We start from the raw sequence: 22,989 nt of genomic DNA, 5'->3' as shown, positions 1-22,989 counted from the left end.
TCTTGTGGGAGAGATGCCCGGCAGGGACGTGACGGAAACCTATTGCTAGATCGGCGGGACAGCGCCCCGCTCTGGCTTGCCAGCCATTCCCCACGAGAGGGGAATCACGCGCTCATGGATTCAAAGCGCCTTCACCGACACCTTCACCGGCTTCTCGATCTCGAGCGGGTTGCGCAGCGGCAGTCCGAAGTCCCCGGCCTCGATCTCGAACACGTCGCCGGCTTCCGTCTTGATGCCGTCGGCGAAGGATAGCGTCGCTGTGCCGAACATATGCACATGCACGTCGCCAGGCTGGCGGAAGGCCGAATATTTGAAGTGGTGGTGTTCGAGATTGGCGATGGTGTGGGACATGTTCGTTTCACCCGACAGGAAGGGCTTTTCCCACAATGCCTTGCCGTCGCGCAGGATACGCGACGTGCCGCGGATGTCCGAAGGCAGGTCTCCGATCAGGATCTCCGGGCCGAAGGAGGCATTGCGCAGCTTGGAATGGGCGAGGAAGAGATAGTTGACGCGCTCGGTCACATGGTCCGAGAATTCGTTCGACAAGGTGAAGCCGACGCGGAATGGCGCCCCGTCATCGCCGATGACATAGATCCCGGCGACCTCTGGTTCCTCGCCGGCATCCTTGGCAAAGGCCGGTGACATGAGCGCCGCGCCAGGCGCGACTGCCATGGTGCCGTTGCCCTTGTAGAACCATTCCGGCTGCACGCCGACCTGGCCTTTCGCGGGCTTGCCGCCTTCCAGTCCCATGCGGAACATCTTCATGGAATCGGTGAGTTGCTCCTCGCCGTCGGTGCTGAGCTTCTTGTGCATGGAATCGCGCGTCGCGGCCGACCCCAGATGCGTCAGCCCGGTGCCGGTCAAGTGCAGATGCGCCGGGTCGGGGTGGTTGATCGGCGACAGCAGGCGCCCCCGCTTGTAGGCGGCGTCGAGATCGATCGTCTCGCCAAGCCCCTTGCGTTCGATCAGGGCGGCCAGGCCGACGCCGGTGCGGGCGGCCTCCATCGCCAGCGAATAGACGCTGCGTGCCCCGTTGATGATCCGGGTCTTCCCGCCGCTGCGGGCAACGACACGGATCGTCTCGGCGTCGTCGAGAATCTGCGAGATCAGCATGATCAGTCCTCTCTCATTTATCTGTATCCGGCTGCCAATGGGCAAATCCTAACCGGCGCGGCGCGGAAACGCGCCACGGTTGAAACGCTTCGTCCGGATTGCGTTCGCGAGCCTGGTCCTTCCCCGGACTTCTTGGTGCCGACGGGCTGCCGGCAGCTTCGCGATCTAGAACCCGTATGCCTCCTAGTCCTCGCCCCCGGCCCTCAAGCCTTGTTCTTGTTGTAGACGTCGAAGATCACGGCCCCGAGCAGCACCAGGCCCTTGACCACCTGCTGCCAGTCGACATTGACGCCCATGATCGACATGCCGTTGTTCATCACGCCCATGATGAAGCCGCCGACCACCGCGCCGATGACTTGGCCGACGCCGCCCATCGCCGAGGCGCCGCCGATGAAGACGGCCGCGATCACGTCGAGCTCGCTGCCGAGGCCCGCGGCCGGCACGGCCTGGCCGAGACGTGCGGCGATGATCAGCCCGCCGAGCGCCGACAGAACGCCCATGTTGACGAACACCCAGAGCGTCAGCCTTTCGGTGTTGATGCCCGACAGTTGCGCCGCCTTGGCGTTGCCTCCCATGGCGTAGATGCGGCGGCCGATGGTCATGCGCTTGGTGACGAAGACGAACAGCGAGATCAGCAGGCCCATCACCAGGAGCACGATCGGCAGGCCCCGATAGGTCGCGAACTGGAAGACCAGGAAGAGCGCCAGTGCGCTGCCGACCAGGGTCTTGATGACGAACAGGGTGAAAGGCTCGGCCTCATAACCGTGGAGTTCGCGCTTGCGTCGCGTCCTGAAGCCGAAATAGGCGTAGGCGAGCACCGCGATCAGGCCCAGCACGACTGTCGTCATGTGAAGCGTCAGGCCACTGCCCAAAACGGTCTTGCCGGCCGCGTTCACCGTCGGCGGGATCAGGGTCAGCGGACCGATGACATCGGGGATGAAACCGGAACTCAGCGCCTTGAAACTGTCGGGAAGCGGGCCGACCGAGGAGCCGCCGCCAAGCAGCGCCTGGCAGATGCCGCGGAAGATCAGCATGCCGGCGAGCGTCACGATGAAGCTTGGTATGCGGTGATAGGCGATCCAGTACCCTTGCGCGCCACCGATCAACCCGCCGACGATGAGGCAGACGATCGAGACAACGAGCGGATTGCTGAATATGCCGAGCGGCCAGATGACCATCATCATGGCGGCAAGCGCGCCGATGAAGCCGGCGACCGATCCTACGCTGAGATCGATGTAGCCGGCGACGATGACCAGCAGCATGCCGAGCGCCATCACGATGATGAACGAGTTCTGCTGCACCAGGTTGCTGAGGTTGACCGGTTTGAACAGCGTTCCCGACGTCGTGTACTGGAAGAACAGCATGATGACGATCAGCGCGATGATCAGGCCGTATTCGCGCAGGTTCGTCGTCAGCGCCGAGACGGCGACGCGAGGACCCTGCTTGACGTCCTCGGCGGTGCCGCTTTGGGGTGCGGGAGCGCTGTCTGTGCTCATGATGCTTTTCCTTCTCCGCGAACAATGGCGCGCATGATTTTTTCCTGGCTGGCGTCGCTTGCCGCCATTTCGCCGACGATGCGCCCTTCGTTCATGACATAGATTCTGTCGGTGATGCCGAGCAATTCCGGCATTTCAGACGAGATGACGATGATCGCTTTGCCCTCGGCGGCGAGGCGGGCGATGATTGTATAGATTTCGTACTTGGCGCCGACGTCGATGCCGCGCGTCGGCTCGTCGAGGATCAGGACTTCCGGGTCGGCGAACAGCCATTTCGACAGCACCACCTTCTGCTGGTTGCCGCCAGAGAGGTTGCCGGTCAGCTGATAGACGCTGGATGCGCGGATATTGGTCTTCTTGCGATAGTCGTTGGCGACGCTCATTTCGCGCATATCGTCGATGACGCCGCCACTGGAAACGCCGCCAAGGTTGGCCAGCGTCACATTGTGCTTGATATGGTCGATGAGGTTCAGCCCATAGGTCTTGCGGTCCTCGGTGACATAGGCGATGCCGTTCTGCACGGCCTTGCCCACTGTGGAAAGGTCCACGGGCTTGCCGTTGAGCAGCACCTCGCCGCTGATGCGCCGGCCATAGGAGCGGCCGAACAGGCTCATGGCGAATTCGGTGCGGCCGGCGCCCATCAGTCCCGCTATGCCGACAACTTCGCCCTTGCGCACCTTGAGGTCGATGCTCTTGATCACTTGCCGTTCGGCATGGATCGGGTGGTAGACGGACCAGTCCTTGACCTCGAAAATGACGTCGCCGATGCTAGGTTCGCGCGGCGGGTAGCGATCGTCTAGGGATCGGCCGACCATCGAGGTGATGATGCGGTCCTCGCTGATGTCCTTCCTCGGCAATGTCTCGATCGTGCGCCCGTCGCGGATCACCGTCACCTTGTCGGCGACGCGGTTCACCTCGTTGAGCTTGTGGGAGATCAGGATCGAGGTCATGCCCTGCCGCTTGAACTCGAGCAATAGATCGAGCAGCGCCTGGCTGTCCTTCTCGCTGAGCGATGCTGTCGGCTCGTCGAGGATCAGCAGCTTCACTTCCTTGCTGAGCGCCTTGGCGATCTCGACCAGCTGCTGCTTGCCGACGCCGATATGGGTGATCAGCGTCTTGGGGTCTTCCTTGAGCCCGACTTTCTTCAAAAGCTCGGCCGTGCGCGCCTCGTTGGCGTCCCAGTCGATGACGCCGTATCTGGCTTGCTCGTTGCCGAGGAAAATGTTTTCGGCGATCGACAGCATCGGCACCAGCGCAAGCTCCTGGTGGATGATGACGATGCCCTTGTGTTCGCTGTCATGAATGCCCTTGAACTGGCATTCCTGGCCCTGAAAGATGATCTGGCCATCATAGGTGCCGGAGGGATAGACGCCCGAAAGCACCTTCATCAGTGTCGATTTTCCGGCGCCGTTCTCGCCGACCACGGCATGGATTTCGCCTTCCTCGACGCGGAGGTTGACGTTCGACAGCGCCTTCACGCCGGGGAACGTCTTGGTGATGTCGCGCATCTCCAAAATCGTCGAGGTCATCAGGGCAAGCTCCTCCTAGACTTTCTTTTTTTAGGCGATTCCTGACGGAAAACCGCTGCGCAATTTTCCGGGAATGGCTCTAGGCCGGCAGAGACAATACCGGGGCCGCTTGTGAACGAAAAGGGGCCCTGCGTCGCGCAGGACCCCTGCCTTTGTAACCGGGATTACTTCAGGTCTTCGGCCTTGATGTAGCCGGAGTCGACGACCAGGGCCTGGTAGTTCGACTTGTCGACCTCATGCGGCGTCAGCAGGATCGAGGGAACCACCTTGACGTCGTTGTTGTAGGTCTTTTCGTCGAGGCCTTCCGGCTTGCCGCCGGAGAGCACCTTGTCGACCAGCTGCACCGTGGCCTTGGCCAGTTCGCGGGTGTCCTTGAACACGGTCGAGTACTGCTCGCCCGAGATGATCAGCTTGACCGAGGCGGTCTCGGCGTCCTGACCGGTCACGATCGGCCAGGGCTGTGCGTCGGTGCCGTAACCGACAGCGCGCAGCGAGGCGGTGATGCCGCGCGACAGGCCGTCATAGGGTGACAGAACGCCATCGACGCGGCTGCCGTCCGAGTAGTTGGCCGACAGAAGGTTGTCCATGCGCGCCTGGGCGGTGGCGGCGAGCCAGCGCAGCGTGCCGACCTTGTCCATGCCGGTCTGGCCGGACTTGATCTTGATCGAGCCATCGTCGATCAGCGGCTGCAGGACGGAGATCGCGCCATTGTAGAAGAAGAAGGCGTTGTTGTCGTCGGGCGAGCCGCCGAACAGTTCGACGTTCCACGGCTTGGTGTTCGGGAAACGCTCCTTGAGGCCCTTGACCAGGGAATTTGCCTGGATCACGCCGACGCCGAAATTGTCGAAGGTGGTGTAATAGTCGACATTCTTGGTCTTCTTGATCAGGCGGTCATAGGCGACGACGACGACGCCCGCGTCGTTGGCCTTCTGCAGCGCATCCGACAGCGTGGTGCCGTCGATCGAGGCGATGATCAGCGCCTTCGGACCCTTGGTGATTTCGTTTTCCAGCTGGCTGAGCTGGTTGGGGATGTCGTCCTGCGCGTATTGCAGGTCGACAGTGTAGCCGAGCGCCTCGAGCTGGGATTTGACGGCGTCGCCGTCATTGATCCAGCGTTGCGAGGTCTTGGTCGGCATCAGCACGCCGACAAGACCCTTGTCGGCCGCGTGCGCCTGATAGGTCATGGCAGCGATGCCAAGGGCCGCCACGGCGGCCAGCGTCTTGATAATCTTCACATTACTCTCCCTGGTTGATGGACGCGACACCTCGGGGCTTCGCGGGCCGCGCAGCCAGACAGGAGCGCAACCGCGCCGCTGTCGGCATTATCGATCTCCGGTATCCTCCCAATCGGCTCCGCGACGCAGTTTCAATCGATACGATTTTGATCGCCACCGACCCTTGCGTCCCGGAACGCGCGAAGGGTGGGTCCCTTTGCCATAACTGTCAAATGCGATCTTTGGTGGTTGCTATACCGAAACCGGTATGATCTAGCATCCGGAAAGCAATCGGCGAGAAAGCTGGGAGATCATGGCGGCATTGCGCGATCCCGATGCGATTCCAGTAAGTTACGAGAAGCTCCCGGGAGACGGGGAGACACTCCTGCGCAGTGGCTTGAGCTTGCGCCACATGCGCATGATCGCCGCCCTCGACGATCACGGACGGGTGAGCGCCGCGGCCCAGGTCATGAACATCTCCCAGCCGGCCGCTTCGCGCATGATTGCCGAGATGGAGGCGGTGCTCGACGTGAAGCTGTGCGAACGGCTGCCGCGCGGAGTGACCCTCACTCCCTATGGCCAGGCGCTTGCCAGGCGGGCCCGCTCGATCCTGCTCGAGATGCGCGAAGCCGATCGCGAGATTGCCGAGCTCAAGGCCGGCAAGGGCGGTTCGGTGTTCCTCGGCGCCGTGACCGCGCCGGCGATCGAATTGGCAGTGCCGGCGATCCGTGAAATCCGCCGCATCTACCCGCGCATCGAGATCACCATGCAGGTCGAGACGTCGAACGTGCTCGCCCGCGAGCTGATCGCCTCGCGTCACGACTTCATTATCGCCCGCATTCCCGACGACCTCAATCCACGACTGTTCGAATCCCGTGTGATCGGCGTCGAGAAGGCCTGCCTGATCGTGCGCCGCGGCCACCCGCTCGCCGGAGGCAATGTGGTGCGGCTGGAAGACACCGCTGCCTATGATTGGGTCTTCCAGTCGGGCGGTTCGCCCTTGCGTCAGGCGATGGAGAGCAACTTCCTGAACCGCAACATCGCGCTGCCGGACCGGATCTTGAACACCAGTTCGCTGCTGCTCACGCTGGTCATGGTCGCGCAATCCGATGCCATCGCGCCGGTCTCGGTGCAGGTGGCGAAGTTCATCCAGAACCCGGACGGGCTTGCCGGCGCCATTGATGTCGTCCAAACCGAATTCGACATCGAGGTCAGGCCTTACAGCCTGATCACCGTCAGGAATCGCGTACTGTCGCCGGCTGCCAAAATGCTGCATGATTTCATCCTGCGCGAAGTGGGGTGATGGAACGAGAACCGCTGCCGCGCGTTCAAACCGTTCGGCATGCGCGCTGGAGCCCGTTGCGGGCGAGGAAACGAGGTGTCGACGATTAACAACTCGGGAGGTTTTTATGGAACGTCGGTTGTTTCTTACTGGAATGCTTGGCCTCGCGGGGGCAGCGGCGTTTGCGAGCGTGGCCGGACCCGGCCGCGCGGTAGCCGGTGTTCCCCAGGGAAACGGAATTCTCGATGAACTGGACAAGCCGGATCCGGCTGTCTTCGAAGGGGATGAAGCGGTCGAGGTAGAGCAGGTCTCGCATCGCGACTGGCATTTTCGCCGCCATCATGGCCACGATGGCTACTGGCGTCGTCGCCACGGGCGTCGCCGCGGCTGGAGACGAGTTTGCCGCAGCTACTGGCGCCATGGCCGCCGCCGTACCCGCTGCTGGCGCGAGCGCGTCTGGCTCCGCGTATGGCTGTAATCTCTTCTTGCTGACGCATAAGCCGGCCACCGCAGGTGGCCGGCACCTGTGTTCAGGCTCTTCAAGTCCGGCGTTGATTACCCAACTGTAACGTGTTTGGGACTCGCACTTTTGCCTAGCTGCCGCGGAATCGGCGGAACCATATGAGCCTTTGTCCGTTGAAGCCTGTTTAAAGCGGAGCTTTGACCATGCCGAGGGACCATCAAGAAGAACGGCATTCTGCAACCAAGATCATGCGTGCCGCGGAGAAGCGGCACGCATGAAGGGCGTCGCCATACTGACCGAAGCCCGCAGCGGCTCCGAATGGCTTGGCAGTCTCACGAACAGCACGGGATTGTTGGGCAAGTCGGCCGAGTGGCTCGATACGGCCAATCTGGGGTGCAAGCCGAAATCCTTCGATGACCTGATGTCCGCCGTGATCGATCGCGGCGGAACCGCAAACGGCACGTTCGCCGTGAAACTGTTTCCGCGGCATCTTCACTGGTCGCAGGCCAGATATGGAGTTGACTTCCTCGCTGAATGCAGCCGGCGCCATGCCATGGGCTTGGTCCTGCTGGAGCGGCGGGACCGCCTTCGCCAGGCGATTTCCTATTGCCGGGCAAAGGCGTCGGGGCACTGGAAAAGCACGATGGACGGCGCCGATCTGGTTCCGCGATACGACTTCGCCGGCATCTGCCAGGCCTATTTCCTGATCGAGCAGAGCTATGCCTTCTGGGAAGCTTACCTGCGGCTGGCCGACCTGGCATACGATCACTTTTTTTATGAGGATTTGTTGGACGATCCTCGGCCGTACGTTGCGTCGGTGGCCCGGCAGTTGTCGGTTGAAATGCCGGACGGAGAGTTCGAAACGAATTTACGCCTGCAGCGGGACGATCTCACCGAAGATTGGGCGGAGCGGTTCCGCAACGACGTCAAATCGGAAGACCTCCTGGCGCATCTGCCCAGGAAGGTGGCGCCGCGGAACATCAACAATCTCGCCCGGTTCCTCCTCAAGAAGCAGATGCTAACCGGACAGGCCTAGGCGAATCCCGATAGTGCTGCCAATCGGACAGGGTCCGGCCTAGGCAATCGGCTTTTCGCATCAAGCTGGAGCGGGTAGCGGGAATCGAACCCGCGCGTTCAGCTTGGGAAGCTGACAGGCTACCATTACATCATACCCGCGCTGCAGCCTCGTTATCATGACGGCATGGCCTCGGGCAATCGCAAACCGGTCTCACAAGGCGGGCTTCGCCAACTCACCGGTGACGGTCGGCGTTGGTTCCCTGGCCTTTGCGACTTCGCCGCCGGCGGCGAAGCTCGGCCAGTATTTCGAGATGGCCAGCGTCGCGCCGGCGGAAGAGAAATGGCCATAGTCGAAATAGAGAAACTGCTTGCTGCCGGCATCCGCATAGGAGCAACCGGTTGCGTCGCACAGATAGGTGAGCGGGTCGATGAAGGTCGCGCCGTTGGCGAAGAGTTGCACCTGCTTGTTGATGTCGGGATCCATGGCCATCGGCCAGGATGTATTCGCGGCGCCCTCGTGTTTCGCAAAGAAAGCGATCTTCTGGACGTCGGCGATGAACTCCGGAGACTGGCCGATGACATAGACCTTGACACCCATGTCGCGTAGCCGGTCGATCGTCGTCTGCAGGCCATCGAAGCCCCTGGCCTGGTAGTCGGTCCATCGACCGCTCAGGATCACCGCCTGGATATTGGCATCACGGATGATCGACAGCGCCCGTTCGTTGAAGCGGGTGCAGGCCGGCCGGGCATAGGAAAAATAGCTCAGGTTGGGTGGGCAGCCGGCATAGGTATATTGGACGACGTTGGCCTGGATTTTCTGCGCGTTGGCTTCCAGGCCCGATACGTAGTGAGCCGCGAAGGAATCGCCCCACAGCAGCACATTGGTGGCAAAGCCGTGCGTGCGCGTGCAGCCGGCAAGGTTCCAATCCTCGATCCGGCTCGCACCCTCATTGAAGCAGACACCGTTGCGCCAGTCGCCCACCAGGATCCGTTGCGTCGAGAAATCCGGGAACCGCTGCGGAAAGCCCTTGCCCAGCACACCGGCCAGACCGCCGACACACAGCAGGGCGATCGCCGTCGCCGAAAAGGCGAAGATCGGCAACGGGGCGGTGAAGGCCCGCTTCCGCCGGAAAGGCTGCTCCACATATTTCCACGAGAAGGTCGCCAGGGCGACGCTGGCCACCGTCATCGCGACGATCATCGGCACCGAGATGGCCTTCAGCGAGAGGTAGTGGACGAAGGAGTTGATCGGCCAGTGAACAAGGTAGAGCGAATAGGAGATGAGGCCGATCCAGACCATCGGGGCGAACTGAAGCACACGCGTGGCGAGGGGCACGGGTCGGTTCGCATGGTTCTGGCCCGCATAGATCAGCAGGGCCGTTCCGACGCAGGGAAACAGGGCGTTATAGCCCGGAAACGGGTCGCTCTCCGAGATCGTCAGGAAGCCGAAGCCGAGCAGTGCAAAGCCGGCCAAGCCGATCAGTTCCGTCGCCGGCCGGCTGGCAAGTGGCGGTGGCCTTTTCAGCATCAGCATGGCGCCCAGCGCCAGTTCCCAGATGCGTGTCGGCAGCAGGTAGAAGCCGGCGGTCGGCGCCAGCGTGGTCGCCATCACCGCCAGGGCAAAACTGCCGATGGTGATGGGCAGAAGTATCGTCAGCCAGCGCTTCGAGGCATAGCGATAGATCAGATAAACCAGGATCGGCGCGAAGATGTAGTACTGTTCCTCGACCGAAAGCGACCATGTGTGCAGCAGCGGCCGCAGTTCGGCGTCGATCGAAAAATAGTTCGTCGTCTTCCAGAAATAGATGTTCGACCAGAAGGTCGAGGCAGCGATCACGCTGAGGCTGAACTCGTGCAGGTCCGACGGCAGGAGGATGAACCATGCCGCGATGCTTGCAAGCAGGATGACGAAGGTCAGCGCCGGCAGGATGCGCCGTGCGCGGCGCCAGTAGAAGCGGCCTATCGAAAACTGGCCGCGCTCGAGATCATCCAGCAAGCTGCCGCTGATCAGATAGCCCGATATGACAAAGAAAATATCGACGCCGGTGAATCCCCCTGGGATGGCGGACACGCCAAAATGAAAGAGCACCACGGGCAGCACGGCAACGGCCCGCAGGCCGTCGATGTCGCGCCTGTAGTTCATTCGGACGGTCCGCGGCTCGCGGCCCGCCGATCTCGTGCGAAGCATGCCACGCCGCTCATGCGACGATGCCTTGGTTGTGCGAAAAATCGTGACGCCGTGGGGTTCACAGGCTCTCCTCTGCGAAACGATTTTGCTGCACTGCAACATGAGTGTCAAGCCGGAACGCCATGCTTTGGACGCCGGCGCAGCCGGTTTGGAAGCGCCCGATCAGGTTGCCGGCAGGTAGATCACGGCATAGTCATCGGCATAGACCCGCTTCCAGCCCAACTCGGCGAAGAAGGGGATGCGGGTATCCGCGGCTGTAAGCAGTGCCCAGCCGATGGCGTATTTCTTCAACTGCGCCTCGAGCAGTGGTTTTCCGCCCGTCTGCCCCGTCGCCTCATCCGCTTTCGTGAACCCGCCCAGGAACAGTTGGTCCGTCCTGCCGTCGACATAGGTCTTGATGTCGTGGAAAATCAGTGTGCCGCCGAAATTGTAGGAATTCAGCACATTGCCTGCGAGGTGGTGATCCCTGGCGAACGCAAGGGCGCCGCTGGCTGATGTCTTCGGGCTCGGCGCGACCTGGTAGGCATTGTTGAGCCCAAGCATCGCAACGACCAGCGACACCGCCGTCGCGCCGCCGAGCAGATGGAATCGGCTGGCGAAGAATTTTTCCAGTCCATCGCGCTCTTCTTTCAGCCAGGCGCCTGCGGACAGGGCGGGATATTGGCGCGCGACCTCGACCGCGACCACCAGAGGAACAAGCAGGAAGAACAGATAGACGAACCGCAGATGCGAAAGGTAGACGTGCAAGGTGAAGACGATGAACAACGCCTTGGCCCAGCCGATCCGTAGCCTCGATGTCAGAAGCCCGAAAAAGGCCAGCAGTATCGCGGCTTCCTGGAGGACCTGTTCCTGGGCATTGAACGGCCGCCACTCCAGGATCAGCGGCACCGCCTCATTGCCATAGGCGACGGTGAGCGTGGCCAGGATGGCCTGCACGCCATAGGGGTGTATCAGGCTGACCAACGGACAGAGCAGGCCAAACGCCACCCACTTCGCCAAAAGTGCGGGTTTCGACAGGCCGGTGCGCGCCAGCAGATCGAGGCCGGCGAAGGCGGCGATGATGAAGCTCAGAGTGAACGTGGCATGCAGGTTCGCCCACAATACGACCAGACCGAGCAGCCAGAGCGGCGGGGCCTTCTCGTCCTGCGCGGCACGAAACAGCATCGTCGTCCAGACGACGATAATCGGCAAGGTGAAGACGTGCGGGCGCGCCGTATAGATCGGGCTGATCAGGAAGGCCGCGACGAATGCCAGCGCTACGGCCAGGACCGGTTTCAGGTGCGCGCTGAGGAACCATCCCGACAGGAAGACCGCGAGACAGATCGTGCCGATGATCAGCGTGACGACGCCGTTCCAGCCACCCGCGCTGTAGGCAAGGGCCAGCAGAACCTGCCCCAGCCATTCCTTGGCAATCCACGGTTGGCCGGCGAAGGTGTAGGAATAGGTGTCGACGGTCGGAAGCGTCCCGTTTGCCAGGAAATCCAGCCCCACTTTGACATGCCACCAGCTGTCGGGGTCCTGCAGGGTTGCGCTGGCAAAGGTTGCCAGAACTGTCGCCATGACACCCGCGCCGATCAGGCAGAATATCAGCCTGGCGCGCTGTGCGTCCTCGAGCGGCGAGAACACTGGAACGATTGCCTCGACCTTGTTCATGTCGCCGCTCCAGCGGACTTCATGTCGATCGCGACCAAGACAGTGTCCTTTGCCGCGCCGACGAAGACGAAACGGACCGAGCCGAGATAGAAGAGGACCGAGTAGAGGCAGTTTCCCGCCAGGTGGACAAACGGATTTTCGACGATGCCGGCGGACATGGCGGCGACCACTATCGTCAGGTTTGCGGTATAAGCCACAACGAAGGCAAGCGCATACCGCACGGCCGTGCCGGAGCGAAAACCGCCCGCGCGGCCGAAGGTCCAGCGGCGGTTGAGGAAGAAGCCAAGGACAAGGCCGCCGGCATAGCCGGTCATGTTGGCGGCGATGTCGCCAAGGCCCAGCTTCAGCCCGGCCAGGATAAGACAATAGCCCAGCGCCGTGTTGAGCAGCCCGACCGCGCCAAACCGCAGCATCCGCGAAAAGCCGGCCGGAACAGCCGACCATATCCCGCCCATGGCGTTCCCGTTACCCACGGTCGACCCTACCTCAACGACGCGCCGCCCGTTTCACTATTTCCTGGAGGCGGTGGACCGGCAGGTCCTGGTCCTCGGCCGCCGCCTGGCTTCGTGAAACGATCTCGTTGACGAAGTAAAGCGGTCGCCGCTTCGTCTCCATGTACATGCGGCCGAGATACTCGCCGAAAATGCCCAGCACCAGAAGCTGGACGCTGCCCAGGATAAGCATGATCGCGGCAAGGCTCGTCCAGCCCGGCAGAACATTGCCGATAGACCATTCGAACAGCGTATAGCCAAGCACGACCAGGCCGAGCAGGCCGAACATCATGCCCAGCAGCGAAGCGAAGCGCAAAGGCACGATCGAAAAGCTGGTCATAGCGTCGACCGCCAGAAGAACCATCTTCTTCAGCGGGTAGTGCGTTGCGCCGGCAAAGCGCCGCTGCCGTTCATAGGGAAAGGCGGCCTGCCTCAGCCCGATCCAGCTCACCATGCCGCGAATGAACCTGTAGCGTTCGGGCATCGCGATCAGATGGTCCAGCGCGCGCCGGCTCATCAGCCGGAAATCTCCGGAGTCCGGCGCGATCTCGACATCGACCATCCGGCCGAGCAGGCGGTAGAACATCGAGGCGGAGGCCAGCTTGAACCAGCTTTCGCCCTCCCGTTTTACCCTTTGGCCGTAGACCACGTCGAAGCCTTCATCCATTTTCGCCATCATTGCGCTCAATAGTTCGGGCGGATCCTGAAGGTCGGCGTCGAGGATGAGAATGCGTTGGCCGCGGCAGAATTCCAGCCCGGCGCTCAAGGCGATCTGATGGCCGTAGTTGCGGGCAAGGTCGATGGCGACCACATGGTCGTCCTTTTCGGCCAGTTCGAAAACGGCATCACGGGTTCCGTCGGTCGCTCCATCGATGACGAGCACGACCTCGTAGGAGAGGCTTTGCTCGAGGCATGCCGCGCTGACGCGTCGATGAAGCTCCGCCACGCCGTCGCGCTCATTGTAGCAAGGCACGACGACCGACAACATGGGTGCGCGGTGCGCGCCGATTTTTCCCGTTCCCACCAAAGCCTGGCTCCCGCTTGGAAATGGCAATAGCGGCAATTGGTTAGAAAACAGAAAACAGGTAAGCCGGGGGTCGTGCGGCCGCCACGCTTTTGGCGGCGCCGATGGCACGTGTCACGAACGAACCGGCAGTTCCATGCGGATGCGGGCACCGCGCCATAAGCCCGCCAGAATCCGGCTTTCACCAGCTGTAGCAGGGCAGAGCGGCCTCCCGATGGCGCCCAACATCTGCCGCGGCTTATCAATTCCCCCGCACCGGCCCCTGGCGGCTTGATGGATGGCCGCCAAGCACGTATCTCTGCGCCGTGCCCATGAATCGGGGCATCTCAATCGGGAGACGGCCTTGTCCGCACTGACGCGCTTTCTCGGCGACTCGCCGCTCAGGATTGTTCTGAAGCTGCTGGTGGTATCCTTTCTCGTCGGCCTGGTCATGAACGCTTTCGGTTGGTCGCCGATGGACGTGTTCTACGGCATCCAGAAGTTCTTCATTGATCTATGGAATCTCGGCTTCCACGCCATCGACCGTTTCCTCGGCTACATCCTGCTCGGTGCCGCGATCGTCGTGCCAGCCTTCATCCTGCTCAGGATCGCCAACTACCGGAAGTGACCTTCAGGCATAGTCCGATGCGACCTCGAACAGGATGGCGTGGCGCGCGGCAAGTGCCGGCACATCGGTGGAATAGCCGCCGCCGATGACACCGCAGACGGGAATGCCGAGCGCCCGGAAATGGCCGATGACCATCTTGTCGCGGGCGCGCAGGCCTTTGTCGGAAAGCGACAGCCTGCCGAGCCGGTCCTCGGCATGGACGTCGACGCCGGCATTGTAGAAGACGATGTCCCAACGCGCCTGGGCCGACAGCTCCAGCAGGATGGTATCGAGCCTTTCGACATAGGCGGCGTCGCCCGTGCCGTCGGGCAGGGCGACGTCGAGGTCGGAGGCGATCTTGCGCGCGGGGTAGTTGCGCTCGCCATGCATGGAGAAGGTAAAGGCGCGCGGCTCGTCGCCCAGAATATCCGCCGTGCCGTCGCCCTGGTGCACGTCGAGATCGACCACCAGGGCGCTGTGTGCCGCGCCCTCCTCAAGCAGCACCAGCGAGGCGACGGCGACGTCGTTGAAAGTGCAGAAGCCGGCGCCTTGCGCGCGCCGCGCGTGATGGCTGCCGCCGGCGGTGTTGCAGGCGATGCCGTGACGCAGGGCAAGCCGCGCCGCCGCCACCGTGCCACCGGCGGCAAGCTGCGCGCGCAACGAGACGCGCGGGCCGACCGGAAAGCCGATCTCGCGCTCGATTTTTTCCGGGACCGAACAACCGAGAACCTGCTCGACATAATCTGTCGCATGGGCGAGCTTAAGCCACGACGCAGGCGCGGGTTCGGCTGTGTTGAGCGCCCCGGCTCCGGCCAGGCCGCGTGCTCGCAAGGCCTCCATCAGCAGCGGATATTTGCTCATCGGAAAGCGATGGCTGGTCGCGAAGCCGGCGTCGTAGTCGGGATGGTGGACGATCTGCAGGGGCATGAACTGGATCGGACGGTTTCGCGCCAGAGCGGGATTTCGGTTGGCCGCCGCGGAAGGGCGATTGCGCGGCGGCCGGAAAATGGGGCACATCGGTTCCCCGATCAAGCCGCAAATCAGCAAGGCAGGAATCCTTTGGACAAGGGCGCCATCCCAACCGAAGCCAGGGCGTTTTCCGTCACCAACCGGTCGGTGCTTGCCATCGCCGTGCCGATGACGCTCGCCTATCTGACGACGCCGCTGCTTGGCCTCGTCGATACGGCTGTTGTCGGCCAGTTCGGTGACGCCGCCTTGCTTGGCGGCCTGGCCGCCGGCGCGCTGGCTTTCGACGTCGTCTTCACCACCTTCAATTTTCTGCGCTCGGGTACCACCGGCCTCGTCGCCCAGGCTTTCGGGCGTGGAGACGCGCTGGAGGAACAGGCGGTGTTCTGGCGCGCCGTGCTGATCGCGGTCGTTGCCGGTGTCGTGCTGGCAGCGCTTTCACCGCTCATCGCCGTTGGCGGCCGGTGGTTCATGGACGCCGGGCCACGCGTCAGCGACGCGATGGGTGTCTACATCAGGATCAGGCTGCTTGCCGCCCCGTTCTCGCTGATCAACTACGCCATCCTCGGCTACGTGCTGGGGCGCGGCGAGGGCGGGCTCGGCTTAATCCTCCAACTGGTGCTGAACGGCACCAACATCGCGCTGTGCTTCCTGCTCGGCCTTGAGCTCGGCTGGGGTGTTTCCGGCGTCGCCTGGGCAACCGTCACCGGCGAATTCCTCGCCATGCTGCTTGGTCTCGCGATCGTGGTTCGCCGGTTCCGATCCACCCCGCCCCTGCCTCGGCAGCGCCTGCTCGATATGGGCGCCTTCCTGCGCATGCTGTCGCTCAACCGCGACATCATGATCCGCTCGTTCTCGCTGCTCGCCGCCTTCGCGCTGTTCACCCGCCAGGGCGCGCAGTTCGGCACGGTGACGCTGGCCGCCAATGCGGTGCTGATGAACTTCTTTCTCGTCGCCGGCTATTTCCTCGACGGTTTCGCCACCGCCGCCGAACAACTCGCCGGCCGCGCCGTCGGCGCGCGCTCCGAACAGCCCTTCCGGCAGGCGGTGCGGCTGACCCTGTTCTGGGGCCTTGGTCTGGCCGGTGCCGCGACGCTGGTGCTGCTCATGGCCGGCACCAACCTGATTGCCGTCGTAACGACGTCGCAGCAGGTCCGCGCCGTGGCCGACACATACCTGCCTTGGGCCGCGTTCACCGCGCTGAGCGGTGTGCTCGCCTTCCAGATGGATGGTGTTTTCATCGGCGCGACCTGGTCGCGCGACATGCGCAACATGATGCTCTTGTCATTCCTCGCCTTTGCCGCCGCGCTGATCACGCTGGCGCCCGCCTTCGGCAATCACGGCCTGTGGGCGGCGCTGCACGTCTTTCTGCTGGTGCGTGGATTGAGCCTGCTGACAATTCTGCGGCTGCGGATGCAAACCGCGTTCAGCTGAGCGGCTTCGACGCCCATCGGTCGAGATGGCTGTCGCGCAACTCGCGCATCGACCTGAGTTTTCCCGTCTCGGCAAAACGTGCCATTCCGGCGACGATCCGGCCCGGCAGCGCCGGTCCGCCATAGATCATGCCGGTGTAGAGCTGGACGAGATCGGCGCCGGCGCGGATCTTTTCCAGAGCCGTCTCCATTGAGTTGACACCGCCGACACCGATGATGGCCATTTCGGGCCCGAGCAGCTTGCGTATCCTGGCCAGCACGATGGTCGAGCGCTCGAATAGCGGCTTTCCCGAAAGCCCGCCTGTCTCCCGCGCGGCATCGTTGCTGCGCAGCGCCGGGCGGGAAATGGTTGTGTTGGAAACGATGATGCCGTCGATCTGCTTTTCGATGACCTCGGCGGCGATATCCTGCAGCTCGGCCTCGACCAGGTCAGGCGCGATCTTGAGGAAGATCGGCGGCTGCGCGGACGCTGCAGTGCGCGCGGCCCTGACCCGGGACAATAATTCGCCGAGCTGCTCGCGCGCCTGCATGGTGCGCAGGCCTGGTGTGTTGGGCGAGGAAATGTTGACGGTGAGATAGCTGGCATAAGGAGCAAAGCGGGAAACGCCGCTCTCATAGTCGCCGACGCGGTCGGTGCTGTCCTTGTTGGCACCAATGTTGACGCCGACGATGCCGCCGCGCCCCAAGCGCGCCACAAGCCTTTTTTCGGCGGCCGCATGGCCCTCATTGTTGAAGCCCAGCCGGTTGATGACAGCTTCATCCGATGTCAGCCGGAAGATGCGCGGCTTCGGGTTGCCGGCCTGCGGCAGCGGCGTCACCGTGCCGACTTCGGCAAAGCCAAAGCCGAGGCCAAGCAGCGCGTCGGGTACTTCGGCGTTCTTGTCGTAGCCAGCCGCCATGCCAAGTGGGTTCGGGAAATCGAGACCGCAAAGGCTGACCTTCAGCCTCGTATCGCGTACCGTCCGCGCACCGCCCGGCAGGCCGCAGCGCAGTGCCGCGATCGACAAGCCATGCGCGGTTTCCGGATCGAAGGTGAACAGCAGTTTCTGGCCGATCCGGTCGAGCACGCTCATTGCCCCTCCAGGGCCGGGAACTGGTGGGTACCGTCGGCCCCAAGCGGCAGCGGCTTGACCCAGAGCACCGCTTTCAGGTCGAGCACGCCGTAGAGGTGCGGAAACAGCGCGCCGCCGCGCGAGATTTCGTATTTCAGCGCATCACCCAGAACGGCCTCGTCGACGGCGACCAGCAGAAGGTCGGTCTGGCCCTGGAAATGCTTTGCCGCGGTTTCCCTGGCCTGCGCCGCCGTCGAAAAATGGATGAAGCCGTCGGCGGTGTCGATCGGCGCTCCGGCGAAGCGGCCTTTGGCTTCGGCCTCGCGCCAAGGCGCTTGCGGAGTTATCTTGTAGATAATCTGTGACATGGTTGCGCTATAATCCGAACCAGTCGCGCGGGGAAGGCCACGCCAAGGGTCTTCCCCATTTCCGGCGCAAACATGCGATATTTGAGGCCTTGGCCATGGAGGACAACATGCGTCTGCAGCACATTTTGATCCCCGCCGCGCTCGTTTCGCTGGTCGCGGCTTCAGCTTATTCGGAAGAAACGGACCGCTACCGGCTGGAAAAGTCAGCCACCGGCTATATCCGCATGGATACGCAGACCGGCGCGATGTCGATCTGCGAGGAGCGTTCGGGCCAGCTCGTCTGCAAGATGGCGGCCGACGAACGCGCCGCCTACCAGGACGAGGTCGATCGCTTGCAGGCCTCGATGAAGGCGATGGACGAGCGCGTCACCAAGCTGGAGAATTCGCTCTCCGCCCGTCTCGAATCGAAACTGCCGAGCGAGGAGGATTTCAACACGACGATGAGCTACATGGAGCGCTTCCTGAAGAGCTTCATGGGCATCGTCAAGGATATGGACAAGGACAGCGGCGACGGCGCCCGGCCCAACTCGCAGAAGACCTGAGCGCCATAGACGAGGGAAAACGCGGCGCGCTGGCTTTGCCGCTTGAAAACAGTGCGCAGCCCCTCATAATCGTCCAACTGATCCCGCAAAAAGCAGTAAATCGGGGATTCGGGGAGGGACATTTGCCGTCAGGCTATTCTTTCGTGATCGCCGACGATCATCCGCTGTTTCGCGGCGCGCTGCGCGAGGCGCTTGCCGGCATCGGCAATGTCGCCGCCATCCATGAGGCCGGTGATTTCGAAAGCGCCAAGGCGCTGGTCGTGGCCAATGAAGATGTCGATCTGGTGCTGCTCGACCTGTCGATGCCCGGCGCCAGCGGCCTCTCCGGCCTGATCTCGTTGCGCGGTATCCATCCTGCGGTGCCGCTGGTCGTGGTGTCGGCGCATGACGACCCGGCGACCATACGGCGTGCGCTCGATCTCGGCGCCTCCGGTTTCATCTCCAAGTCGGCCAGCATGGAGGAAATCCGCGGCGCCGTGCAGTCGGTGCTTGCCGGCGATATCGCGGCACCTGTCGGCGTCGATCTCGGCGTCGAACGCGATCCCGAAATATCGGACCTGATCAAACGATTGCAGACGTTGACCCCGCAGCAGACCCGCGTGCTCGGCATGCTGGCCGAGGGCCTGCTCAACAAGCAGATCGCTTATGAACTCGGCGTCTCCGAGGCGACGATCAAGGCGCATGTCTCGGCCATATTGCAAAAGCTCGGCGTCGACAGTCGCACCCAGGCGGTGATCCTGCTGTCCAAGATAGGCAGCGACCCGCTGCAGCCGGCGGGCTGAGTGCCGGCTGCTTGGCTCAGTCGGAACTTTTAACTTCGGCTCGCCGCATCAACCTGTTCCGATGCGCTCGCCGACATGTTCTGCGCCTATCTCGAAACCCTGGAGCACCAGGCCTGATTCAGGCGCTTCGACGTCACTCCGCCGCCCGCACCATCGGCCTGAACCTGGCCATCATCGAACGCAGCACCGCCGGCTTCAACGGCTTGTTGATCATCGGGATGTCGAGGCCTGCCGCGGCTGCTCGTACCTCGTTGGAACGGTCGGCCGTGACCAGCACGGCCGGCAGGTCGTCGCCGTGGGTGGCTCGCAGCCTGATAATGATATCGAGACCGGTTTCGCGGTCGAGATGGTAGTCGGCAAGCACGATGTCCGGACGGTCGATCGCGGCCCTCTCCAGATCCTCCGAGCCGGTCACCGTGGCGACATTGCAGCCCCAGCCCTCGAGCAGCAGCCGCATGCCCTCGAGGATACGGATGTCATTGTCGATGCACAGCACATGCAGGCCGGAGAGCGAAGCCGCCGCGCGGGCCGGCGCCCTGGTCTCGACCTCGCGTCGCGGCACCTGCGCGGCCGCCACGGGCAGGATGACGGAAAAGCGCGTGCCCTTGCCCGGGTTGGAGAAGATACGGATCTCAAGCCGCAACACCCTGGCGATGCGGTCGACGATGGACAGGCCAAGACCAAGACCTTCTGCTTCGCGTGCGCCTTCGTCCAGTCGGGTAAACTCATGGAAGACGGTGTTCAGCTTGTCACCGGCGATGCCAATGCCGGTGTCGATGATCTGGATTTCCGCCAGTTCGCCGCGCCGCCGCACGCCGACCAGGATGCGGCCCTGGCGGGTGTACTTGATGGCATTGGAAACTAGGTTCTGGATCAGGCGGCGCAAAAGGTTGCGGTCCGTCATCACGGTCAGTGAGGACGCAATGATGGTCAGCTCGAGCTTCTTTGCTGCGGCCATCGGTCGAAAATCATTGCCGATCTGGCTGAGCAGGCCGTCGAGGTTGAAGGCGGTATCGTCCGGCTTCATGGCGCCGGCATCGAGGCGCGAAATGTCGAGCACGGCGCCGAGAATGGTCTCGACCGATTCCAGCGAGGATTCGATGTTGATGGCCGCCTTGCCGGCCGGACCCTTGCCGGCCTTCTCGATCAGCGAGGAGCAATAGAGCCGGGCGGCGTTCAAGGGCTGCAGGATGTCGTGACCGGCGGCGGCAAGGAAGCGCGTCTTGCCGAGATTGGCCTCCTCGGCGAGCATCTGGGCCTGCGCCAGTTCCTCGTTGACCCGGGTCAATTCCTCGTTGACCCCAGTCAGTTCGATGGTGCGGGTCTTGACGCGCTGCTCCAGTGATTCATTGGCGCTTTTCAGCGCGAGATCCTGTTCGACGCGGCCGGAAATGTCGGCATAGGTGGCGACGATGCCGCCGTCAGGCATCGGGTTGGAGCGCAGTTCGAGGATGCGGCCGCTGGTCTTCAGCTCCATCTGCCAGGGGCTGACGAAGCTGGTCAGCCGGTTGAGCATCGTCACGCGCTGGTCGGCGGGAATGTCGCCGCGTTCGGCCAGATGGCGAAGGATCTGGTCGAGCGAAACGCCGACCTGGCCCATCTCGTCGGGCAGGTCGAACAGCGCCCGGTATTGGCGGTTCCAGCAGATCAGCCGGAAATCGCGGTCGAAGACGGTAATGCCTTGCTCCATCTGGTCCAGCGCGATCTGCAGCAGGTCGCGGTTGTGCTGCAGCGCTTCCGTGGCGTCGTCGAGCAGGCGGAAGGCGTCGCGGGATTCGCGGTCGTGGCGCCGGAACAGCAGCGACAGGATCAACCGTGCCGAGGAGGAGCCGACGGCGCTGGCCAAAAGCTGCTCGGAAAAGCGGATGACGTCCATGCTGGCCTGCTCGTTGCCATGCAGCGAGGTACCATTGCTCTTCTCGAAGGATTGAAACGACCGCTCGGTTCGTTCGACGCCGAGATAGCGTGCGATCGTATCCTTGAGGTCGTTGACGGTGATGGCGGTGCGGAAGCGGCGCAGGCTCGGCATCGGTCCGGCTTCGCGCGGCACGAAGATCGATGCCTGGATGCGCTCCAGCGGTACCGACGCGCGCGACAGTGACCCGAAGACGAAAAACAGCGCGTTGACCGAAAGGCTCCACAGCACGCCGTGGTTCAGCGGCTCGGCGACGGTGCCGAACAGTGCCTGCGGCCGCAGTGCCTCGAAGCCGAACAGTCCGTGGACGATGATGCCTGTATCGGGCGCGACGAGCGACGGGACCAGCAGCGTATAGCCCCAGACCAGGATGCCGGCGACCATGCCGAGTGCCGCACCCCGGCCATTGGCGCCGCGCCAGATCAGCCCACCAACCAGGGCAGGGGCGAACTGCGCGATCGCGGCGAAGGACATCAGGCCGATCGAGGACAGCCGGGCGCTGTTGGTGCTCTCGCGATAATAGAGAAAGGCGATGAACAAAAGGATGAAGATCGACGCCCGCCGCACATTGAGGATGAGCGTCGACCAATCCTCGTTCTCCGAGGTGGTCGTCCGCAACAGCCGGCGCACGAACAGCGGGATGATCAGGTCGTTGGAGATCATGATCGACAGCGCCACGCTCTCCACGATGACCATGGCGGTTGCCGCCGACAAGCCGCCGATGAAGGCGGCCATGGCCAGGAAATCGTGGCCGCTGAACAGCGGCAGCGACAGCACGTAAAGGTCGCTGCTCGTCCTCGCGCCGACCAGCGTCAGGCCGGCAAAGGCGATCGGCAGCACGAACAGGTTGATCGCCACGAGATACAGCGGGAACACCCAAGTCGCGGTGCGCAGTTCGGCCTCGCTGCGGTTCTCGACGATGGTGACGTAGAACTGCCGCGGCAAAAGGATGATGGCAAAGCCGCTCAGGCACGTCAGCACCAGCCAGGTGGCCAGCGATGTCGAATAGCCCATTGCCTGCCGCACCTGGCCATTCTCGGCCAGCCGGTCGAACATGTCGCCGGGGCCGCCGAAGATCAGGAAGGTGACCATCAGGCCGATGGCCAGGAAGGCGGCGAGCTTGACCACGGTCTCCACCGCCACCGCCAGCACCAGCCCATCCTGGTGTTCGGTGGCATCGGCGTGGCGCGTGCCGAACAGGACCGCGAACAGCGCAAGCAGCATGGCGACGACCAGCGAGATGTCGCTGACGAACGGATCGAAGGACGGCGGCGAGCCCGTATAATGCTCGACCATCAGGCTGACCGAGCCGGAGATCGCCTTCAATTGCAGCGCGATATAGGGCACGGCGCCGATCGTGGCGATCAGCGTGGCGATGGCTGCCACGGTGAAGCTCTTGCCGTAGCGGGCGCCGAGGAAGTCGGCGACCGAAGTGATCTTCTCGGTCTTGGCCAGCCGCACGATGCGGTTGAGCAAGGGAAAGCCGAACACGAACACCAGCACCGGGCCGGTATAGATGCCGAGGAACTCGAGGCCGCGTTCGGAGGAAAGGCCGACCGAGCCGAAGAAGGTCCAGGACGTGCAGTAAATGGCAAGGCTGAGCGCATAGATGAAAGGTCGCGCCCTGCTGGGCCCTGACAAGGCCGAGCGGCGGTCGCCCAGGCTGGCGATGGCGAACAGCAGCGTCACATAGGCGATCGCGATGATGACGATGAACAAGCCCTGCACGCCGGCAAGATCCTCCCTGTGCCGATTTTCACCTGGCCGGGTCAGACGCAATCACAGCTTGGGCGTCAAGTCCATCACGGCTTTGGGCACCTGATTTCAAAGAGGTAACGCAGGGTAAGGCGAAACCGGTTGTTTTCTCCTTTTTGC

At 62.9% G+C, this 22,989-nt stretch carries 19 protein-coding genes and 1 tRNA gene; 6 read left to right on the top strand and 14 right to left on the bottom strand.

What is annotated here, in order from left to right; genetic code table 11:
• Window positions 1–120 precede the first annotated feature (120 nt).
• The 4 genes from araD1 to chvE form a co-directional block, all read right to left on the bottom strand.
• The gene (gene araD1, locus FJ950_RS01420) at window positions 121–1,113 is read right to left on the bottom strand and encodes an AraD1 family protein (protein WP_015319285.1); all 993 of its coding nucleotides are present in this window, start codon (window positions 1,111–1,113) and stop codon (window positions 121–123) included.
• A gap of 203 nt (window positions 1,114–1,316) precedes the next feature.
• Entirely contained in the window at window positions 1,317–2,609 is a 1,293-nt protein-coding gene (gene mmsB / locus FJ950_RS01415) for a multiple monosaccharide ABC transporter permease (protein WP_140614738.1), read from the bottom strand.
• Window positions 2,606–4,138, bottom strand: a complete 1,533-nt coding sequence (gene mmsA, locus FJ950_RS01410) for a multiple monosaccharide ABC transporter ATP-binding protein (RefSeq protein WP_015319283.1) — start codon at window positions 4,136–4,138, stop codon at window positions 2,606–2,608. Before mmsA ends, mmsB begins: the two co-directional genes overlap by 4 nt.
• 164 nt (window positions 4,139–4,302) lie before the next feature.
• Window positions 4,303–5,373, bottom strand: a complete 1,071-nt coding sequence (gene chvE / locus FJ950_RS01405; RefSeq protein WP_015319282.1) for a multiple monosaccharide ABC transporter substrate-binding protein — start codon at window positions 5,371–5,373, stop codon at window positions 4,303–4,305.
• A gap of 292 nt (window positions 5,374–5,665) precedes the next feature.
• Here chvE and FJ950_RS01400 point away from each other — a divergent pair, with 292 nt between their 5' ends.
• The gene (locus FJ950_RS01400) at window positions 5,666–6,655 is read left to right on the top strand and encodes a LysR family transcriptional regulator (protein WP_015319281.1); all 990 of its coding nucleotides are present in this window, start codon (window positions 5,666–5,668) and stop codon (window positions 6,653–6,655) included.
• An 85-nt stretch (window positions 6,656–6,740) separates the two neighbouring features.
• Here FJ950_RS01400 and FJ950_RS29425 read toward each other — a convergent pair whose 3' ends face one another.
• Complete coding sequence (locus tag FJ950_RS29425; RefSeq protein WP_181171003.1) at window positions 6,741–7,007, bottom strand: hypothetical protein; 267 nt, start codon at window positions 7,005–7,007, stop codon at window positions 6,741–6,743.
• A gap of 364 nt (window positions 7,008–7,371) precedes the next feature.
• Between FJ950_RS29425 and FJ950_RS01390 the strand changes: the two genes are divergently transcribed.
• Window positions 7,372–8,133 (top strand): Stf0 family sulfotransferase, encoded by a 762-nt coding sequence (locus FJ950_RS01390; RefSeq protein WP_140614736.1) that lies wholly within the window; start codon window positions 7,372–7,374, stop codon window positions 8,131–8,133.
• Between the two features lie 66 nt (window positions 8,134–8,199).
• Here FJ950_RS01390 and FJ950_RS01385 read toward each other — a convergent pair.
• From FJ950_RS01385 to FJ950_RS01365, 5 genes are all read right to left on the bottom strand, one after another.
• A tRNA-Gly gene (locus tag FJ950_RS01385) sits at window positions 8,200–8,273 on the bottom strand.
• Between the two features lie 52 nt (window positions 8,274–8,325).
• Entirely contained in the window at window positions 8,326–10,257 is a 1,932-nt protein-coding gene (locus FJ950_RS01380) for an acyltransferase family protein (protein WP_140614735.1), read from the bottom strand.
• A gap of 207 nt (window positions 10,258–10,464) precedes the next feature.
• Window positions 10,465–11,955 (bottom strand): hypothetical protein, encoded by a 1,491-nt coding sequence (locus tag FJ950_RS01375; protein ID WP_140614734.1) that lies wholly within the window; start codon window positions 11,953–11,955, stop codon window positions 10,465–10,467.
• The gene (locus FJ950_RS01370) at window positions 11,952–12,410 is read right to left on the bottom strand and encodes a GtrA family protein (RefSeq protein WP_140614733.1); all 459 of its coding nucleotides are present in this window, start codon (window positions 12,408–12,410) and stop codon (window positions 11,952–11,954) included. Before FJ950_RS01370 ends, FJ950_RS01375 begins: the two co-directional genes overlap by 4 nt.
• A gap of 31 nt (window positions 12,411–12,441) precedes the next feature.
• Entirely contained in the window at window positions 12,442–13,470 is a 1,029-nt protein-coding gene (locus FJ950_RS01365) for a glycosyltransferase family 2 protein (protein WP_210241762.1), read from the bottom strand.
• A gap of 343 nt (window positions 13,471–13,813) precedes the next feature.
• On the opposite strand from FJ950_RS01365, the gene FJ950_RS01360 reads away from it, so the two are divergent.
• Entirely contained in the window at window positions 13,814–14,077 is a 264-nt protein-coding gene (locus FJ950_RS01360) for a DUF6460 domain-containing protein (protein ID WP_140614732.1), read from the top strand.
• A gap of 3 nt (window positions 14,078–14,080) precedes the next feature.
• Here the strand turns inward: FJ950_RS01360 and FJ950_RS01355 are convergent, their stop codons facing one another.
• Window positions 14,081–14,983, bottom strand: a complete 903-nt coding sequence (locus FJ950_RS01355; protein WP_140614731.1) for a histone deacetylase — start codon at window positions 14,981–14,983, stop codon at window positions 14,081–14,083.
• 132 nt (window positions 14,984–15,115) lie between these two features.
• Between FJ950_RS01355 and FJ950_RS01350 the strand changes: the two genes are divergently transcribed.
• On the top strand, window positions 15,116–16,456 hold the full coding sequence (locus FJ950_RS01350; protein ID WP_140614730.1) for an MATE family efflux transporter: 1,341 nt from the start codon (window positions 15,116–15,118) through the stop codon (window positions 16,454–16,456).
• Here the strand turns inward: FJ950_RS01350 and FJ950_RS01345 are convergent.
• Window positions 16,449–17,528, bottom strand: coding sequence for a quinone-dependent dihydroorotate dehydrogenase (locus FJ950_RS01345; RefSeq protein ID WP_140614729.1), 1,080 nt, complete (start codon window positions 17,526–17,528; stop codon window positions 16,449–16,451). The genes FJ950_RS01350 and FJ950_RS01345 overlap by 8 nt on opposite strands.
• Window positions 17,525–17,875, bottom strand: a complete 351-nt coding sequence (locus tag FJ950_RS01340; RefSeq protein WP_140614728.1) for a DUF952 domain-containing protein — start codon at window positions 17,873–17,875, stop codon at window positions 17,525–17,527. Before FJ950_RS01340 ends, FJ950_RS01345 begins: the two co-directional genes overlap by 4 nt.
• 107 nt (window positions 17,876–17,982) lie before the next feature.
• On the opposite strand from FJ950_RS01340, the gene FJ950_RS01335 reads away from it, so the two are divergent.
• On the top strand, window positions 17,983–18,417 hold the full coding sequence (locus FJ950_RS01335; RefSeq protein ID WP_015319249.1) for a hypothetical protein: 435 nt from the start codon (window positions 17,983–17,985) through the stop codon (window positions 18,415–18,417).
• Window positions 18,418–18,539: 122 nt separating this feature from the next.
• Complete coding sequence (locus tag FJ950_RS01330; RefSeq protein WP_015319247.1) at window positions 18,540–19,199, top strand: response regulator transcription factor; 660 nt, start codon at window positions 18,540–18,542, stop codon at window positions 19,197–19,199.
• 133 nt (window positions 19,200–19,332) lie between these two features.
• On the opposite strand, the gene FJ950_RS01325 is transcribed toward FJ950_RS01330, so the two are convergent.
• Complete coding sequence (locus tag FJ950_RS01325) at window positions 19,333–22,842, bottom strand: PAS domain-containing hybrid sensor histidine kinase/response regulator (RefSeq protein WP_015319246.1); 3,510 nt, start codon at window positions 22,840–22,842, stop codon at window positions 19,333–19,335.
• Window positions 22,843–22,989: the final 147 nt, after the last annotated feature.

Origin of the sequence: Mesorhizobium sp. B2-3-14, assembly GCF_006442175.1 — a bacterium.
Lineage (GTDB): Bacteria > Pseudomonadota > Alphaproteobacteria > Rhizobiales > Rhizobiaceae > Mesorhizobium > Mesorhizobium australicum.
Note: the sequence above shows the minus strand (reverse complement) of the source record. Positions and strands in the feature narration are given on the sequence as shown.

What these genes read in the sequence shown, in the direction of transcription:
- araD1 (WP_015319285.1), bottom strand. Translation starts at nt 1,113, where the DNA reads ATGCTGATCTCGCAGATTCTCGACGACGCCGAGACGATCCGTGTCGTT.
- mmsB (WP_140614738.1), bottom strand. Translation starts at nt 2,609, where the DNA reads ATGAGCACAGACAGCGCTCCCGCACCCCAAAGCGGCACCGCCGAGGAC.
- mmsA (WP_015319283.1), bottom strand. Translation starts at nt 4,138, where the DNA reads ATGACCTCGACGATTTTGGAGATGCGCGACATCACCAAGACGTTCCCC.
- FJ950_RS01400 (WP_015319281.1), top strand. Translation starts at nt 5,666, where the DNA reads ATGGCGGCATTGCGCGATCCCGATGCGATTCCAGTAAGTTACGAGAAG.
- FJ950_RS01390 (WP_140614736.1), top strand. Translation starts at nt 7,372, where the DNA reads ATGAAGGGCGTCGCCATACTGACCGAAGCCCGCAGCGGCTCCGAATGG.
- FJ950_RS01380 (WP_140614735.1), bottom strand. Translation starts at nt 10,257, where the DNA reads ATGAACTACAGGCGCGACATCGACGGCCTGCGGGCCGTTGCCGTGCTG.
- FJ950_RS01375 (WP_140614734.1), bottom strand. Translation starts at nt 11,955, where the DNA reads ATGAACAAGGTCGAGGCAATCGTTCCAGTGTTCTCGCCGCTCGAGGAC.
- FJ950_RS01370 (WP_140614733.1), bottom strand. Translation starts at nt 12,410, where the DNA reads ATGGGCGGGATATGGTCGGCTGTTCCGGCCGGCTTTTCGCGGATGCTG.
- FJ950_RS01355 (WP_140614731.1), bottom strand. Translation starts at nt 14,983, where the DNA reads ATGCCCCTGCAGATCGTCCACCATCCCGACTACGACGCCGGCTTCGCG.
- FJ950_RS01345 (WP_140614729.1), bottom strand. Translation starts at nt 17,528, where the DNA reads ATGAGCGTGCTCGACCGGATCGGCCAGAAACTGCTGTTCACCTTCGAT.
- FJ950_RS01340 (WP_140614728.1), bottom strand. Translation starts at nt 17,875, where the DNA reads ATGTCACAGATTATCTACAAGATAACTCCGCAAGCGCCTTGGCGCGAG.
- FJ950_RS01335 (WP_015319249.1), top strand. Translation starts at nt 17,983, where the DNA reads ATGCGTCTGCAGCACATTTTGATCCCCGCCGCGCTCGTTTCGCTGGTC.